This window comes from Nocardioides luti, assembly GCF_014212315.1.
GTDB lineage: Bacteria > Actinomycetota > Actinomycetes > Propionibacteriales > Nocardioidaceae > Nocardioides > Nocardioides luti.
Window position 1 is genome coordinate 1,980,116 of record NZ_JACKXE010000001.1, and the last position, 16,553, is coordinate 1,996,668.

The 16,553-nt window shown below is 64.9% G+C and carries 15 protein-coding genes and 1 pseudogene; all 16 read right to left on the minus strand.

The window, feature by feature from the left end; all coding sequences use genetic code 11:
* Nucleotides 1-7: 7 nt before the first annotated feature.
* The gene (locus H5V45_RS22845; protein WP_425491430.1) at nucleotides 8-397 is read right to left on the minus strand and encodes an alpha/beta hydrolase; all 390 of its coding nucleotides are present in this window, start codon (nucleotides 395-397) and stop codon (nucleotides 8-10) included.
* Nucleotides 398-734: 337 nt separating this feature from the next.
* Nucleotides 735-1,730, minus strand: a complete 996-nt coding sequence (locus tag H5V45_RS09495) for an alpha/beta hydrolase (RefSeq protein ID WP_185252703.1) — start codon at nucleotides 1,728-1,730, stop codon at nucleotides 735-737.
* A 3-nt stretch (nucleotides 1,731-1,733) separates the two neighbouring features.
* Nucleotides 1,734-1,988: pseudogene (locus tag H5V45_RS22850) on the minus strand (hypothetical protein); the annotation flags it as partial.
* 131 nt (nucleotides 1,989-2,119) lie between these two features.
* The gene (locus H5V45_RS09505; RefSeq protein WP_185252704.1) at nucleotides 2,120-3,253 is read right to left on the minus strand and encodes a PrpF domain-containing protein; all 1,134 of its coding nucleotides are present in this window, start codon (nucleotides 3,251-3,253) and stop codon (nucleotides 2,120-2,122) included.
* Between the two features lie 82 nt (nucleotides 3,254-3,335).
* A complete protein-coding gene (locus H5V45_RS09510; protein ID WP_185252705.1) occupies nucleotides 3,336-4,070 on the minus strand; it encodes a GntR family transcriptional regulator in 735 nt (244 codons plus the stop codon).
* Entirely contained in the window at nucleotides 4,067-4,819 is a 753-nt protein-coding gene (locus H5V45_RS09515; RefSeq protein ID WP_221633968.1) for an SDR family NAD(P)-dependent oxidoreductase, read from the minus strand. The genes H5V45_RS09510 and H5V45_RS09515 overlap by 4 nt, the downstream gene beginning before the upstream one ends.
* 50 nt (nucleotides 4,820-4,869) lie before the next feature.
* Nucleotides 4,870-5,469 (minus strand): SDR family oxidoreductase, encoded by a 600-nt coding sequence (locus H5V45_RS09520; RefSeq protein ID WP_185252707.1) that lies wholly within the window; start codon nucleotides 5,467-5,469, stop codon nucleotides 4,870-4,872.
* A gap of 29 nt (nucleotides 5,470-5,498) precedes the next feature.
* The gene (locus H5V45_RS09525; protein WP_185252708.1) at nucleotides 5,499-6,638 is read right to left on the minus strand and encodes a thiolase family protein; all 1,140 of its coding nucleotides are present in this window, start codon (nucleotides 6,636-6,638) and stop codon (nucleotides 5,499-5,501) included.
* Nucleotides 6,635-7,033: a Zn-ribbon domain-containing OB-fold protein gene (locus tag H5V45_RS22855; RefSeq protein ID WP_185252709.1), complete on the minus strand. Its 399-nt coding sequence runs from the start codon at nucleotides 7,031-7,033 to the stop codon at nucleotides 6,635-6,637. The genes H5V45_RS09525 and H5V45_RS22855 overlap by 4 nt, the downstream gene beginning before the upstream one ends.
* Before the next feature lie 102 nt (nucleotides 7,034-7,135).
* A complete protein-coding gene (locus H5V45_RS09535; protein ID WP_221633969.1) occupies nucleotides 7,136-7,930 on the minus strand; it encodes an enoyl-CoA hydratase/isomerase family protein in 795 nt (264 codons plus the stop codon).
* A gap of 62 nt (nucleotides 7,931-7,992) precedes the next feature.
* A complete protein-coding gene (locus H5V45_RS09540; protein WP_185252710.1) occupies nucleotides 7,993-8,808 on the minus strand; it encodes an enoyl-CoA hydratase-related protein in 816 nt (271 codons plus the stop codon).
* Nucleotides 8,809-9,115: 307 nt separating this feature from the next.
* Nucleotides 9,116-9,781, minus strand: a complete 666-nt coding sequence (locus H5V45_RS09545) for a GntR family transcriptional regulator (RefSeq protein WP_185252711.1) — start codon at nucleotides 9,779-9,781, stop codon at nucleotides 9,116-9,118.
* Between the two features lie 175 nt (nucleotides 9,782-9,956).
* Nucleotides 9,957-10,838: an MBL fold metallo-hydrolase gene (locus H5V45_RS09550; protein WP_185252712.1), complete on the minus strand. Its 882-nt coding sequence runs from the start codon at nucleotides 10,836-10,838 to the stop codon at nucleotides 9,957-9,959.
* Nucleotides 10,839-10,951: 113 nt separating this feature from the next.
* Nucleotides 10,952-12,139 (minus strand): acyl-CoA dehydrogenase family protein, encoded by a 1,188-nt coding sequence (locus tag H5V45_RS09555; RefSeq protein WP_185252713.1) that lies wholly within the window; start codon nucleotides 12,137-12,139, stop codon nucleotides 10,952-10,954.
* A 675-nt stretch (nucleotides 12,140-12,814) separates the two neighbouring features.
* Nucleotides 12,815-14,239, minus strand: a complete 1,425-nt coding sequence (locus H5V45_RS09560) for an MmgE/PrpD family protein (protein ID WP_185252714.1) — start codon at nucleotides 14,237-14,239, stop codon at nucleotides 12,815-12,817.
* A gap of 548 nt (nucleotides 14,240-14,787) precedes the next feature.
* Nucleotides 14,788-16,422 carry a CocE/NonD family hydrolase gene (locus H5V45_RS09565; protein ID WP_246416225.1) on the minus strand — a complete coding sequence of 545 codons (1,635 nt, stop codon included), beginning with the start codon at nucleotides 16,420-16,422 and terminating at the stop codon, nucleotides 14,788-14,790.
* Nucleotides 16,423-16,553 lie beyond the last annotated feature (131 nt).

Consider the following 16,553-nt stretch of genomic DNA (forward strand, 5'->3'; position numbering starts at 1 on the left):
CACAAGTTCAAGCTCGGTTGGTTTGGGCCGCGACCGTGGCATCACAAAGCGCCTTCCTTTCAGATTGCTCAAACCAACGCACCGAGCGAGTGCCTGACGAGGAGTTCGACCCCTCAACATCCGGGCGCAGCGATGCCATCGTTTCCACTAGATCCGCTGCTACAGAAGACAGTGATCGATCGCGGCGCTGCGGTTCCGATTGAATACGACTTTTGCCATGACCACGAAGGTCGACTGCGATTGCTTGGAAGCCGCGCCCAGCCAGCCAGGGACCGAACCTCCTACAGGTGGCACGGCTTGCACCGACTCCGTGAACCAGCAGCGCTGACGGTGCAGACGTCGAACCGCACGACTGATTCGCGAACAGCACGGTCTTCCTCGTTCCTAGTCTGGTCATGACTGCGCGGGTGACACGTCGCCTCGTGCCCTGAGCATCACCGCGTATTGCCAAATGCCCGGGGCCGCGAAATCGCCTTCAGCATTCCTGGGGGCGCTGGGCAAGCCAGTTGCCCAGGGAGTCGTCGTTGATAGCCAGGTCACGTAACCGCGCGATCGACTTGCCGGTTTGTTCGGCGATCCAGGCAGCTCCCTCACGGAACCGTGCTTCTTTCGCATTGGCAGCATCTTGATCCTCGTTGCCGATGCCCTAGTTCTGAGCGTGCTCAGAGCGGTCCGTCGCACCCAGAGGCGATCGACTGGCCACGCCAGCCCTATGCGAGTCCGGCCGAGCAAGTTCAGTCCCCAAGGGCCCGCTGGATGAACTCGTCGCGCGTCGAGATCGACGCACGGGCTATCGCAGCGTCCGGCGCCATCAGGTCAAATCCGTGGAATCCACCACCCCACATGTGGAGATCGACGCTGACACCCGCCTCCGAAAGCCGGCGGGCGTAAGTCAGTGCTTCGTCACGGAACGACTCGGCCGAGCCTACGTCGATGTAAGTGCGTGGCAGACCGGCGAGGTCCTCGGCTCGGGCTGGGGCGGCATAAGGCGATACGTCTGGTCCTCCGCGACGCTTGCCGAGAAGTGCATTCCAAGCGAACAAATTACAGTTACGGTCCCAGGTGCCCTCTTCGTCGAGCATGCGGCTGCTGTGGGTCTCGAAACGGTCGTCAAGCATAGGACAGATCAGTACCTGGTGACTCAGCTTTGGAAAAGCGCGGTCCCGAGCCAGCAGCGCCGTCCCGGCTGCGATCCCACCGCCTGCGCTCAGGCCTAGGATGATGAGCCGCCCGGGGTCGATACGGAGCTCGTCGGCATTCCTTGCAGTCCAGGCGAGCCCGGCGTAGCTGTCCTCCACCAACGCCGGATCTGGGTGCTCGGGGGCGAGACGGTACTCAACCGACACTACGATTGCGCGTCCGCTAGAGACGTAGGGCAGAAGCATCTCCACGAACGTGTAGCGGTCGCCGGACACCATGCCACTGCCGTGAACGTGGTAAATCGCCGGCAGCGGTCCGGTCTCTGCCTCGGGCGTCAGGATGAGAAGCGTGATGTCGGGGGCGCCGTCGGGGCCGGGTACCTGACGCTCATTGACCCTGACCGTGCCTCCGGCGGTGAAATCCACGGGCTCTGAATCCGGAAGCTCCGATTGCCGCCATAGGGAGAGTGTCTCTGCAGACAGCGTCGGCATGGCCTGACGCACGGCGTCCAGGACCGGCACTAGCGCGGGGTCGAAGGGCGGTCGGACGGGAGTGTCAACGAAGGGCAGAGCGTCGGTCGTCTCGGGCATGTGTCAATCCTCGGTTCGCATTATTTCGACTGTCGGCGGACCCAGCTTGTCGCCACTCGGAGCCGAGCCAAACAAGGACAAGTTGAGTTTGCTCGTGTTGTTCGCGGCACGAGGGGATCTGGTCAGCGTCACCGTCGACAACGGGGGCACGTCGCGCAACGCGCTACTCGGCTCAGACCCGACAAGGATGACGTCTGCACCCAGATCGGCGAACAATCGTCCGCAGTAGTTCGCAGCGGCCGAGACATCGATGACCCGAACCCCTCTAAGACCCCCGGCAGCCGCACGCCGACATTGGTATCATGTATGACATCGTACGTCCAGGCTAATCAGTTGATTTATGTTCCCTCGGTGGACATGCAGCCCGAAGCGGCGCCAGCGTCGGTCGTTCAGGGTCTTGGACATTTCAGGAAGGCTCGCCCTTCAGCGATGCGCCGGGCGGTTCGGAAAAGCACCGCCTCAGACACGCGCGGTGCCGTCGGATCGTCGAGGTCGACGGCACACCTGACGGGCAGGACACCGGACGGATGTCCTAGCGCCACTTCCGGGCCAAGCAGGAGGCCTTCCCGCACAGCCATGAATGGGACGGTTCCCGGGATGCGACTAGCGACGGCCGCGCACGTTCCTGCTGACCCCGTCAAAGCCTTGTGCACGCCCGCGGAACGTAGCTGTCGGCAGGTCAGCGCGAATGTGTCGGTCCCGACCCGAGCCCCTGAGAGCGTCACGTACTCATCCGCCTGGGCTACGGCCACCACCATCGGGTTGACGGACTCGTCGAACTGGTCGTCCACGACGAAACCGATCCGCCCGGCTACCTCGCGACGAATGTGGCGCATCGCCTCCCACACCCCCGCATCGGCCTCGACCGCGGCCGGTGACATTTGGGCCGTGATGCCGAGATCGTCCATCCGGACGAAAGTCACCAGGTTCCCCAGGTCCATGACGGTGACCGCCACCTCCGCGCCAAACGCAGGCACGTAGATACTGTCGGCTCGTTCCCCGGTGGGAAAGAGCCGACCTGTTCGCTGACCGGCGGTCTGGGAGAAGTCCAGGTCGATCCGGGCTCCAGTGCCGGGCACGCCGGCGATCGGGAAGTCGCCCTGCTCGACCACGCGCGAGTCGCGGACCGGAACATCGACCTTGATCACTGCACCCGTGCCGACGCTTCGCACGCGGACTGTGGTCACGCCTTCGACAGGGGCGACGAGACCCCATGTGATGGCGAGGGAGGCGGCAGCCGTAGTGAGATTCCCGCAGTTCACCGCGAAGTCGACCTGCGGTTCCCGGATGCTTACCTGCCCGTGCAGATAGTCCACGTCGGCCCCAGGACTCTGGGGTAGCCCGAGGACGGCCGCCTTGCTCGTAAGGGGATCCGCCCCGCCCAACCCGTCGATCTGCCGTACATCCGGACTGCCGAAGAGATCCAACAGCATCTGCCGCAGGCTCGCCCTATCAGCGGGGACGTCCTCGCGACGAAAGAAGACACCGCGGCTGGTTCCGCCGCGCATGATCACGAACGGCACACCGTCAGGAGCGCGCCAATCCGAATTTGACATGTGTTGACCTTTCACGACGCCCCGTAGCGAGGCTTGGTGGCACAAGGGCTCAGTGATCGTCGGCGGTGTCCATGGCGTGGACCACCGACAGGGCTGCGGCCCGCGCCGACTCGATGTGGACACGCATCAGATCGCGCGCACGCGCCCCATTCCGTTCGGAGATGGCCCCGGTGACATCGTTCATCTCCTCCCAAGCCACCGCGCTACGACCTGGAATTGACATCGTCATCCGTCGCACGACGTGAATCCGCCAGTGCAAGTTTTCGAGGATCTCACTGAGGACGCCGTTGCCCACGGCCTCGAGGAGGAGACGGTCAAAGTCAAGCGCGCCATCCAGGCGTTCTTCGACGCTGCCCCCGGCGTGTTCCACGAAGGAACGTGCCTTCGCAATCTCGGCGTCCGACGCACGCGCCACGAAGAACTCCACGGCCAGCGGTTCGAGTGCTGAGCGCACATCGAAGATGTTGTTCAACGCCTTCTCGTCCAGTACGACGACCCTGATGGCATTGGTCCCCGTGCGCTCGATGAAGTGATGGTTCTCTAGATCTCGCAGCGCCTCTCGGATCGACGTTCGGCTCGCGCCGGTCGCATCAATGAGTAACTTCTCCGTCAGGCGCTGGCCGGGCAGAAAATGACCGGACACGATCGCCGCCCGTACCGCTTGGAACACCTGCTCCCGCACGGTCGACACGGGTCGCTCGATCCGCATGTCGCCCGCTTTGTAGACATCCATCTGCTCATGCACCTCGCTCCATTCCCTCGAAGCCGAGGGCACGATGCTCATGCCGTCACAGGGGGTCGGGCGTACACGCTCTTGCCACCACACACGTACAACACCTGTCCCGTCACCTGCCTGGCGCCGGCTCCAGCGAGGAAGCTCGCCGCCCACGCGACGTCCTCGGCGCGGCCGATCGTGCCGCTGGGCTGGGACTGGGCGAGGCGCTCGAGTACTTCCGTCGGCTCGCTGCGCAGTAGCGGCGTATCGATGAGACCCGGCGCCACGCAGTTTACTGTGATGCCGTACTTCGCGACCTCGATGGCCAGGCTGCGTGTCATAGAGACGACGCCGCCCTTGGATGCAGAATACGCAGTCTGTCCCCACCAACCCAGCCAGGCCCTGGAGGCGATGTTGATTATCGTCCCCTCGCGCCGCGGGATCATGAGCCGCAGCGCTTCCTGCGAACAGTGGAACGTCCCGGTCAGGTTGACGTCGAGGGTTCTGCGCCACTCGGCGTCGCTGACCCTCCGGATGCCTCGGTCAATATTAATCCCGGCACTGTTCACCAGGATGTCCGGAGAGCCGAGGCGCTTCGTGCATGCCTCGAACAGATAGGTGACCGCCTCACGCGATGAGATGTCTACGCCGAGGCTCGTGAGGGTCTCCCCGGTGGGATCCAGCTCGCTGGCGACGTCGCGCGCACCGGTCTCGTTGAGATCGGCGATCAGCACCTTGGCGCCCTGCGCTGAGAGCGACCGGACGATGCTCAGTCCGATACCACTCGCGCCGCCCGTGACCACAGCGGTCTTTCCCATAAAACTCATTGCTTGACCTTGTCTTTTGTTGACGCGAGCAGGCGACGGCGTCACACCGACAGGCTCGACACGAGACTCGACCCACCGCACACGTAGAACTGCTGCCCGGTGATGTATCCGCTGCGGGCATCGACGAAGAACTGGACCGCGTCGGCCACGTCGCGCGGCGTGATAGACCGTAGCGTCAGCGGCTTCGGCGCTGGCCAGTCTGACAGGACTCCCTGCGCGTCATCATCGGGCTCGAGGTCGTCGAGGTTTGCCACGACCACGTTGACGGTGATGCCTCGTCGCGCGAGCTTCAGCGCCAGGCTCCGAGCCGCCGAGGCGATCCCGCCCGCCTGGACCGCCGCTTCCAGCGACGTCGGCCAACCCAGAACCTCCCGCCCGACGAGAGCGACCACACGTGCGTGGCCCTCGTGGAACCGATCAACCAGCTGCTCCACCGTCGCGACGAAGGAAGTCGCCGCCGAGGCGTTGACCTCCGACTCTGCGAGCCCTTGGGCAAAGACGAGTGCGTTCAGTTCGGTCTCTGGCGAAATCTCGTCGACGAACGTCCAGCCTTCCGCCTCCAACCGATGGACGATCTCGGTGGCGATGCTGCCCGAACCCACGATGTGCGCGGTGCCGCCCTGCGTCTGTTTTTCCTGCACGGACCTCTCCCTTCTGCGTGCACCCGCCATCAGACGGCGAGGATGTGAACGGCACAGGCGCCGTTGTCGACTCCATAGATGCCACCGCCCGTGACGTGCGTGAGGGCCACACTGGCGCCTGCGACTTGGTTCTCGCCAGCTTCGCCAATCAACTGGAGGAACGACTCGCAGAGCTGCGCGACGCCCGTGGCTCCCACCGGGTGTCCACGCGAGAGCAGTCCGCCACTGGGATTGACCGCGACGCGACCGTCGATATCGAACTCGCCTTCGGCCACCGCCCGGTGCGCAGTTCCGCGCTCCGCCAGCCCCATCGCCTCCGAGTGCAAGAACTCGGCGATGGTGAACGCATCATGCAGCTCGACGACGTCCAAGTCGCCGGCCTTGAGCCCAGCTGCCTCGAACGCGGCTGACGCGGCACGGTACGTGATGTCGGGCCAGGTCATATCCTTCGCGGACGTGCGGAAGACGCCGGACCTTACGACACTCGCGAGCATCTCCACCTGCGGCAGCCCAAGCGCCTGCGCGACCTCTGCGGTGCACAGCAGAACCGCCGCTGCCCCGTCGTTGCTGGGGCAGCAGTGGAACAGTCGCAGCGGGTCGGCGATCAGTCGGGACTCCTCGACCTCGTCGAACGTCACCGCGCGGTCGCCGAAGTGCGCCCGCGGGTTGGTGGCACCATTGCGGCGGTTCTTGACCGACACGTGGGACAGCGCCGACGCATCAACGCCAAAGTCGTGCAGGTAGCGCTGCGCACGCATGGCGTACGTCGCGGGCATCACGACGCCCAAGTCGACCTCGATGTCCCTCGTGGTCAGCTTGAGCGGCCCCGCGCCCATGGAGGTCAGGTTCTCCGCCCCGACCGCGATGGCGATGTCGGCGCTGCCCGTCGCAACGGCCTGCCAGGCCAGGTGCACCGCCGAGGCGCCGCTCGCGCAGGCGTTCTCCACCGTGAAGATCGGCTGGCCGGACACACCGATGCCCTGGAAAATCCGCTGGCCCACCAGCGAGCCGCCGTAGAGCGTCCCCGCGACCCCGTAGTCGACATCAGCCGATGCCACGCCGGTCGAGTCGAGCAGACTGCTCACAGCTTCGACTCCCAGGCTCACAGCGTCACGCCCGAGCTTCCCGAAGCCAGGCGAACTGGCGCCCGCGACATAGACCTTTCTCATGAAGCGACCACCTCAGCCACGTATGACACCAACACATCGGAATCCGTTGCACCGACCTGGTCCTGCACGAAGTGCACTCGCGTCCCCGGGGCCAAAGCTGCCTCAGAGCGACAGTGGGTCAGTAGCCGGATCGGGCCCACGTCGACGTAGGCCAGGGCATACGGCGGCAGGAATCGCGGCTGCCCCGCACGGACGAATGTGCAGGCGTAGACCACGCCCTCGCCCGGCAACTCTTGGGCTTCGACGTCCCTGGAACCGCACGCGGCGCAACGCTCGCGTGACGGGAACCAACTCTCGTCGCACGCAAGGCAACGGCTCGTATGAAAGGCCACGAGGTCGTTGGTGACGGTGTAAGTGTCCGCGGCAATCAGCTGCCGGCCTTCTTCAGATGTCACCGGTGTCCTCCGCTGGAATCAGATGTCTAACATCATACAACATACTCTAGGAGTGTTTCCAATAGCGAGAGGAGATATAGCCAACGTCGTGAGCGCCGAGGCCTACCGGCCCTGCCACCTCGGCGGCCGCTTCTCCGCGAACGCCGTTCGACCCTCGGTCCGATCGTGGGTCTCCCGAAGAGACCCCCACAGGAACGCCTCCAGCCGAAGCGCGTCCTCCAGCGGTAGATCGGCTCCGAGATTCACCGCGGTCTTGACGGCCTGGACTGCCAACGGCGCCGCCGACGCGATGCGACCCGCCAACTCAAGGGCGGTGGTCTTGAGTTCCGCAGCCTCGACGACATCGGTGACCAGCCCGTACCTGAGCGCGTCGGACGCGGACATCCGGTCTCCCGTGAGGAGCATCTTCATGGCGACGCTGCGAGGAATGAGGCGCGGCAGGCGCTGCGTCCCTCCCTGACCCGGCATACTGCCGATCTTCACCTCGGGAAGGCCCAACTCGGCTCCCACAGCGGCGATTCGCACGTCGCACGCCAGCGCGAGCTCAAGGCCGGCTCCCAGCGCCATCCCATTGAGTGCCACGAGCGTGGGCTTGTGGAAGTCCACCGGCGGCGCGAACGACAACTGCTGCCCCTTGAGGTACTCGACAACGTAGGGCGTGCCTCCGGGCGTGGCGGTCTTCTTCAGGTCCATGCCCGTGCAGAAGAATCGCTCACCCGCACCGATCACGACCACGACCACGACGTCATCGTCCTCAGCAGCCGCCAACCACAGGGAGTTCAGTGCCGACGCGGTCGGCGGGTCGATCGAGTTGCCCGCCTCCGGCCGGCTGATGGTCACCAGGGCGATCCCGTCGATCATCTCGACCTCCAACCCGGCCACCGTGCCCACCATCATCGCCTGCTCCGCCTCTCACGCCTTGGGGTAGGACGCGCGCTCACCTCGGGCGCGCCGCGTCCTCAGTTCTCAAACTTCGCGTCGCGCTCGCGCAACGCGGCGCGCACGCCGATGCGCTGGGACCTCTCGTTCCACTCGCGAGCTGTCTTCGTGTTGTGGGCGATGATGTCCAGATCCACACCGACGAGCGACGCATGCCGGAACCCCATGGCCTCGAAGGCGGCATTCATGGTGGCCTTGTTCATCGCCAAGACGTCCTTGGGGATCAGCGTCATTCGTTCGGCGATCGCCCGCGCCTGGCTCTCGAGCCGGTCTGCCGGCACAGCCTCGGTCACCAGACCCATCTCGGCCGCCTCGACACCCGAGACCGAGTCCCCGGTCAACATCATGCGCTTGGCGGCGCGGATGCCGACGAGCATCGGAAGGGCACTCAGCGGGGGGACACCCAGCGCCCGGGCACTGGGGAAGCCGATCTTGGCGTCCTCTGCTGCGACAACGACGTCGCACATCATCATGATCTCGGCACCCCCAGCGAGGCAGTGGCCCTGCACCTCGGCCACGATCGGGACCCGCAGCTCCCACAGGTCGAGCCATCGGCGCACGTTCCGGCGGATCCGCCAGCGGTCCTCGACCGGGTCGGCGAGTATGTATTTCGACCGGGTCTCGGAACTTAGGTCGTAACCTGCACAGAAGCTCGGGCCCGCACCCCGCAGGATTACCGCTGAGACGTCGTCAGACTCGTCAAGCTCACCGAGGATCCGCACGAGGTCCTCGATGAGGCCCGCGCTCAATGCATTGCGCTTCTCAGGCCGATTTAGCGTGACGGTCGCAATCTTGTTGCCGACCTCGACCAGGCAGACGTCGGTGGATTCAGGCACCTCGACCAACTTTCTCGTGGAAGAACGTCACGAGTACGTGCGAGCACCGTTCAGACGGCGCTATCGCGTGGGCTCAATCACCGCAGGCTATCTTGTCTGACATCATACGTCTACCATGAAGCAGAGTGTTGCGTGCTCGCAGGCTCGTCCGTCCAGGCGGGCAGCTTCGCGCCGCAGCAACGACACCAGACGCTGGGGACAAGGTCGAGCCGGCCAGGGCGGCCCGGCTTATAGATGCAAGCTGTCGAGCAGCGGGGCGGCTCATGTGACGCGGCGGCTCACGATCGCCAGTCCGCGATCGCCGGCTTCACCAGCGGTCGGGGTCCTTGAATGTGTCAACGACTGTCAGAGCAGCCGCTCGGGCGGACTCGATGTGCGCTCGGGTCAAATCTCTGGACTTGCTGCCGTCCCGATCGCGGAGCGCCTCGGCGATGTTCGACATCTGCTGCCAGGCGATGGCGGCGCGCCCGGGAATCGTCATAGTCAGGCGACGTACGACCTGAACCCGCCAGTGCAGACTGCCCAAGATTTCGGTCAGGACCTCGTTGCCGACGGCCTCGAGCAACAGTCGATCAAACTCAGCCGCGGCGGCGATCCGTTCCTCAACGCTCTCGCCCGCCGTGGAAACGCAGCGGTAGAGAGCTTCGAGCTGCTCGCCCGACGCCCGCTCCACACACAGCTGGGCCGCCAGAGACTCCAGACCGGCCCGGACGTCGTAGATGTCGTTGATGGTCTGCTCATCTAGGATCGACACACGGATCGCGTTAGTGCCTGTCCGCTCGATGAGATGGTGGTTCTCCAGATCGCGGAGGGCTTCCCTGATCGACGTACGGCTCGCCCCGGTTTCTTCGATCAGGCGCTTTTCGGTCAATCGCTGCCCCGGCTGGAAGAACCCCGACACAATGGCCGTCCGAACCGCCTCGACCACCTGCTCGCGGACGGTCGTCTCCGGTCGCGCGATCCGCATGTCCATCGGAGTGCTAGCCATTCAGCCGATTCCTTAACGTTGATCTGCGCCGCCGAACGGGTCGCCCTGCGCATCGTCACGGGATGACGGCCAGGAGCGGCGGGACGGTTCCGCGTCAAGGTATAGCACTTGGCATTCTCATCGCGCGGCTGCAGAACACATGCAGCGGCGTTTCGGCGTCCTACGTTCCCCGACTCGCGGCCAAGGCGAAGCCATCTCCTCGGCGACGGACCGTGGCGGGCCCGGAAGTCGGGATGTGTCCAGTGCAGCAGACAGTGTCGGTCTCGGCGTACCGCTCTAGGAACGCGCGACGGGTCACCGCTGCTGCCCTCGGGTCCAGATCCTTGAAGAAGGAGAGCTCGGGGTAGCGAATCTGCAGCGCCACGTGGAGCAGGTCGCCGGAGAAGACAACGCGGTCACGGCGCCGTCCGAACCGGACCGCCACGTGGCCGGCCGTGTGTCCGGCTGTTAGGAGGAGACGACCGTGGTCGCCGATGCTGAAGTCCTCGTCCACCACGTCAGCCAGCCCGGCGTCGAGGATGGGCAAGATGCTGTCCGCGTACGGCTGGTCCCCGCTCTCGCGGTGGCGCCCCGCCGTCGCCGCTAGTTCATCGCGATGGAGTATGTAGCGCGCCCGCGGAAACGTCGGTTGCCAACGCCCCTGGACCAGGCGGGTGTTCCACCCGACGTGGTCGGCGTGCAGGTGCGTGCAAATGACGTAGTCAACGTCCTCGGGGCGGACGCCCACACGCGCCAGGCCCGACAAGAACTGGTCGTCGGTCTTGCGATGCCACTCCGGACGCCCACGGTCCTTGTCATTGCCCAGACCGGTGTCCACGACGACCGTGTGATGCGGTGTACGCACCACGAAGGACTGGTACGTCAGGACAAAGTAGTTGTTCTCGGCGAGCTGCGACCCCAGCCACCCACGATTCTCGTCCAGGACCTCCGAGGTGAGCGCAGGCAGCATCTCGGTGGCGGGCATGAAGGGCGCGACCAGCTCCACCACGCGGTGGATCGTCATGTCGTCGATCGTGTACGTGTCGACGTCGAGACGGCTCATCTCAGCTTCATCCTTCCGATTCGGGGAAATCGAGCGGGGCGTGGCGCCGCATCTGGAGACTGCCAGCACCCCGTGCTCAACCGGCGGTCGGGTAACCGCTGGCCGAGGTCGCCCTAATAGCGGTTCGCGGGATCCTTCAGCATCATCCGGGCGATCTGCCAGCGGTGGATCTCCGAGGCTCCCTCCGAGATCCGCAGGATTCGGCTACTCCGATAGATAAACTCGATCGGGAGCTCCTTCGAGTAGCCCATCGCCCCGTGCAGCTGCATCGCCTTGTCGACGGTGCGGGTCAGCATCTCGGTGGAGAACACCTTGAGGGCGCTCGCCTGGATGCGGATGTCGATCAATCCTCCATCCAGGCGGCGAGCGGCGTCATTGACCATCATCTGCGCAGCCTCTAAGTCGATGCGCGCGTCGGCTATCATGAACTGGACGCCCTGACGATCGGCCAGTTTCGTCCCGAAGGTCTCGCGGTGCAGGGTGTAGTCGCACATCATGTCTATGAGCCGGCGGCTCATCCCGACGCAACGCGCGCCGATGTCCACTCGCCGCACGCCGAGCCGGTTAGTCAATGGTGCGAACGCCTGCCCTGGCTCACCCAGGAGCCGGTCGTCAGTCACCCGGACGTCGTCAAAACGTAGCTCGTACGGCCGCTGCTCGCCCATCGTCGGGATGGGGTCGGAGATGATGAGGCCCGGCGTGTCCTTGTCTACCAAGAAAGCGGACATACCGCCGCGCTTGCCCTTCTCCGAATCGGTGATCGCGATGACGATGATGAAGTCAGCGCGGTCGAGGAAGGAGATCCACAGTTTGTTCCCGGTGATGCTCCAGCCACCGTCGATCTTTGTCGCGCGGGTCTTGATCCCGCCGATGTCAGACCCCGCGTCTGGCTCGGTGAGGGCGAGGCAGGACCGCTTCTCCCCCTTCGCGTACGGGACGAGGAACTCTTCGCGCTGTGACGGCGACGCCAGCGCCTCGAGGTAGTGCAGGTTGGGCGAGTCGGGGAACAGCTTGAACGGCGTGATGCTGTAAGCGAGCTCCTCGGAAGCCGCAGCCTTCGCCGACATGCCCAAGCCCAAGCCGCCGTACTCCTCGGGGACGTCGATGCCGACCAGACCCAGCTTGCGCGACTCATCGATCAGATGCTGCTCCTCCGCGAGGGTGATGAGCGGTTCGTCCTTAAAACCCCGCTCGACCTCCCGCCGAATCACCTCCCGTTCGAGCGGGATGAGGTGGCGTCGCGTGAACTCACGCGCGACCTCCCGGATCGCGGCGACCTCTTCGGTCGTGTGGTCGGACATGTGGCGACACTCCTTATGGTGGGTTTGAACTCGTGGACGTGAGGAGTCGCTGGTCAGGTCCGATCAGGTCTACGCGCTCTGACTCCAACGCTCGACATGCGTCGCGCCTTCGTGCGGGGTGGACCAGCTCGTCGCCGCGGTAGACCATGGCGGCCCGGACGGGAATCGAGACGGTCGCGGCATCACCGACCTCGGCGTCCAGGAGGTCCCCTTACGTGCGAACCAATGCTGGCCCGGGACGTCCAAGACGAACTGACGGTGGCCGCCGTCGCGCAGAACCGTCTGCGCCAGGACACCTGGGAGTTCGATCACGGCGTCTGACTCGGTCTGGCCGCCACCTTTCACGGTCGCCGTCGTGTCCCGCCCACGCATGAACAGCCGGAGCTCCGTGCCCTCTGTTTCTCCTGCCGCGAGCGTGGCGCTGCCGGGAATGGTGCCGTCCGCGTGGTGGAGCAGTCCGTCACGCACGACAACTTCCAGGTTGTTTCCCACGCCCAAGAACGTCGCGGCGTGGGGCGATCCCGGGCGCGTACACCTCTTCAGGAGTGCCCATCCGCTCGATCTCGCCCGGCAGCATGAGCACACGAGATCACCCATCTCGAGCGCAACTTCCAGTCCTTGAGCCAGAGATTGTCGGTGACGCAGTCGAGGCGTGCAGCGTTCGTCTCGTCGCGGTCATGCGACCCCCGACGACCTGACGAGCTCGCGGATGTCGACATCGGCCCAGTCGAGGCACGTGGTCGCGAATCGGCGACCGTCGTCGGCCTCAAGGCCTGCATACTGGTAGCAGTCCACGACCTTGGCGAGCAACTCCGTGTCGTCTAGGGGTTGCTGCGCACTGCCCTTCAGATCGTGCATGGTGCGGGTGATGACGGCGCCGTCGCGAGTCTGGATCGTCATCGTCGTCCACCGCGGGTTGAGGTCGCCAGGTCCCTCATGCCCCACGACACGTCGCAGGAGCGCCTGAATCTCGGGACGCTGCACGTCCTCGGTATCGAAGGAGCGCAGCCTGACGGCACCGTCAATCAGGGCCGCGGCCACCGCGAACTCCATGCTGAACTTCGCCTCGAGCCCCGTCATAGGTCGGTGGTGGATTAACGGCTCCATGCCGTGCGCGTTCGTCTCGACCTCGACCCGGACGATATCTTCCGCGTTCAAGGAGTGTTCTTCACGCAACTCCAGCGCAAGGGCGATGGCTCGGTGCGTGGCGTAACAAAGCGGGAAGCGCTTGACCTCGACGCCGCGAGCGAGCAGCTCACCCGGCGCCTCACCGAGCGTTGCCAGATGCGCATCGAGAAGTTCGCGCGCGCCCGGGACACAGTAAAGAGCGAGGAAGCCGGCCTCGGCGGCGTCGAGGGCATCGGGTGAGGAGGTGAGGCCCGCCTGCGCAAGTCGGGCCGCCTGCAGACCCGCCGCGGCCGCCGCGCCCACCTGGTACGACTTCGCCATTGTGCCGAACGCTTGCCGCGTGCCAGACGCCTGCGAGACGGCGATCCCCAGTGCGCGAGCGACCTCAGTCTCCGACAGACGCAGGAGGTTGCTGACCGCGGCAGCCGCGGCGATGGTCCCGAGCGTCGCCGTCGCGTGCCAGCCGAGCTTGTAGTGCTCAGTCGACACGGCCCTGGCGATCTTCATCCACACCTCGAAGCCCACGGAGTAGGCGGCACTGACCTCGCGTCCCGTCGCCTTGGAGGACTCCCCCACGGCCACAATCGCCGGAAACAGCACGGCACTGGGGTGACCCCGCATCACCGTGGAGGCATCGTCGAAGTCGAGCACGTGCGCCATGGCGGCATTGATGTGAGCCGCACGCTCTTCGGTACATCCGGCCGGAACCACGCCTGCCCAGATCGTACCCGCACCGCCCTCCCCGGCAGTCCACGTCCTCAGGACGCCGGTCAGGGGGTCGCGCCGTGCACCGACGGATACCGCGAAGGTGTCCGCGAAGGCCCGCGCAGCCGCCCGGATCGTGAGGTCGTCCATATCGGCAGGGTCGACAGAGCTGACGAAGCGAGCGATCCGCTCGATGGCAGTCGGGGCGCCTAGGGAAACGGGAGCTTCCGCGACCTGGGTGTGACGCGCGTCTATCGCGTTGGTCATACGCGTTGTCTATCATTGTATGACGTATGATGTCTACTATCACTTCGGGAGAAGTGATGGGCCGTCGAGGCGAACGGCTCACGGCCATCGGAGCGCGTACCGCGTGAACCCCACGCCCCGCCCCACACCCCAGCACCCCACGGGGCCCACTGGGTGCTCATCAAGAGACAGATGCCGGTCAGGTTCCGGACCTTGGTACCGAAAGCTTCCCCCAGGTATGACATGAGAGAGCCAGACACGACGTACCGGCGGGAGAACGTGGAGATCGCGGGTCCTAGGCAGGCCAGCACTGGCAAGCCACAAGCACGGACAGCCAGGATCCCGCACCAGACGCACCGATGAATGCGATGGGCGCAAACACGAGTTGCGCACCCAGTCCAAGGCATGCGGCCCCAAGGCCCAGGGCAGTCCCGAATGCCAGCGCCCCTGCCTGAAGTGCTGGGACCTCGGCGTTCGTTTCCGCGATTGGCAGTTCTGGAGCCATGGTCACCGTTCCGATCCTTGATTCTTTGCGAGACGCAGTAGATGTAGATGAATTGACGCGCCGGTCATCGTGGGATGACGGGGAGCGTGAGGTGGGATGGGTGCAGGCGGTCGTGCATGACGACTTGCCGGGCCACGCGGTGTGTCGTTGCCTCTGCATTGGGTTCGCCGGTGTTGAGGTTGCGGTCCCAGCGTGGAAAGTTGCTTGAGGTCACGTGGACTCGCAACCGTTCCCCGGTTGCTACGACGATGCTGGTCGACCACAGGTCGATCTCGTGTTCCATCACGAGTCCTGGAGTGGTGGCCGTCCGGACGATGCCGTCAACGATGTTCCGCGACACACCCTCACCGTCGACAACGCATAGCCGCACTACCCAGTCGGTCGAGGGTCCATCGGTGGCAGCGAACAGTGAGGCTCGCACCCTGCCGGTCAGCTCAAGATCATGCTCCAGCGGAGCGCTCGTGAAGACCAGTACATCGGAGCGTTCCTCGACCCGTCGCTGGTCTGCGGGGCCTCGTGCATAGTGCGGATCGATGAAGTGGGGTCCTCCCACCGTGATAGCAGGATCCGTAGGGTCATAGGTGTAGGAACTCGATGCTTCGTCCAAGGTGGGCGCGTCGAACGACAGGGACGCGTCGCTCGAGAGGTATAGAGGCGTCGGGACCTCTCGTTCGAGCGGCCAGCCGGACTCGTCCCGCCATTCGTTAACGCCCATTACAAAGATCCGGACGCCGGACTCGTGCTCTGCTGTGGGTGCGCCGTCCTTGAGCCATGGCTCGAACCAGGTCAGCAGGCAATCGCTAAGATCCGCGTACTGAGGACCGGGCGCGATCGAGTGGAAGCCGTAAGCCACCTCGCCGGTCAAGCCGAGCGTGTGCCCGTAAAGGGTCATGTGATCCCACGGGCCGACGATCAGCCGGGACGTGAGTCCCGCCTCCCGGGCCTTGATGTAGTTGTCGATCGTTCCCTGCTGGAAGACGTCGTGCCATCCCGCAATGCTCAGGCTAGGCACTTGCACGCGGTCGTGGTTTCCCAGCACCCGGCTCTCATCGAGGGTGCCCGGATCCTCCAGGGCGCGAGCCACACCGATGTCGGGTTGACCGGTCGCCGAGTTGACCGCTGGTCGACCCGACGGCAGTTGCCAGTACCCGGTGCGGTGCAGGTCGTTGATGTCGGTCAGCGTGGTCTCGAGCGCGTCCGTGAGGCTCTCGCCGGTGCGAGTCTTCATCACGCCGCCGAAAGCCTGCCCGAGGGTCCAGAAGTTGTTCAGTCCCAGCTCGATTGCGCCGCCGCGAAACATCAAGCCGTCTGCGGGGTCGCTCCAGGTCTGCATAGGAGCAATAGCGCGTAGCCCCGGTGGCCGACTGATCGCAGCTTTCCATTGGGTGTTGCCGGTGTAGCTGGCCCCCACCATTCCGACGCGGCCGTTGCTGCCCTCGAGCTGTGCGGCCCACTCCACCGTGTCATAGCCGTCGAGCTCTTCGTGCGCCCATGGCAACCAAAGGCCGTCGGACGCATCGCGCCCGCGACAGTCCTGATGCACCACGATGTAGCCACGTCTTGCCAGCTCGACGGGGTCGATCAGGCTCTTCCCATCCCACGTGCTCTTGTTATACGGGGTGCGGTGCAAGAGCACCGGACACTCGTCATCTCCAGCGGGCCGGTATACATCTGCCCTCAGCACAGTCCCGTCCCGCATCGGTACCGCTACATCAAACTCAACGGACACGTCTGCCACAGCCAAACCTCATTCCCGCTGGTATCCGCACCGCGCCGATCAGGACTCGGATATCCCGTGAGCGCTGGGGTAACCATATTGGTACGTTTGTA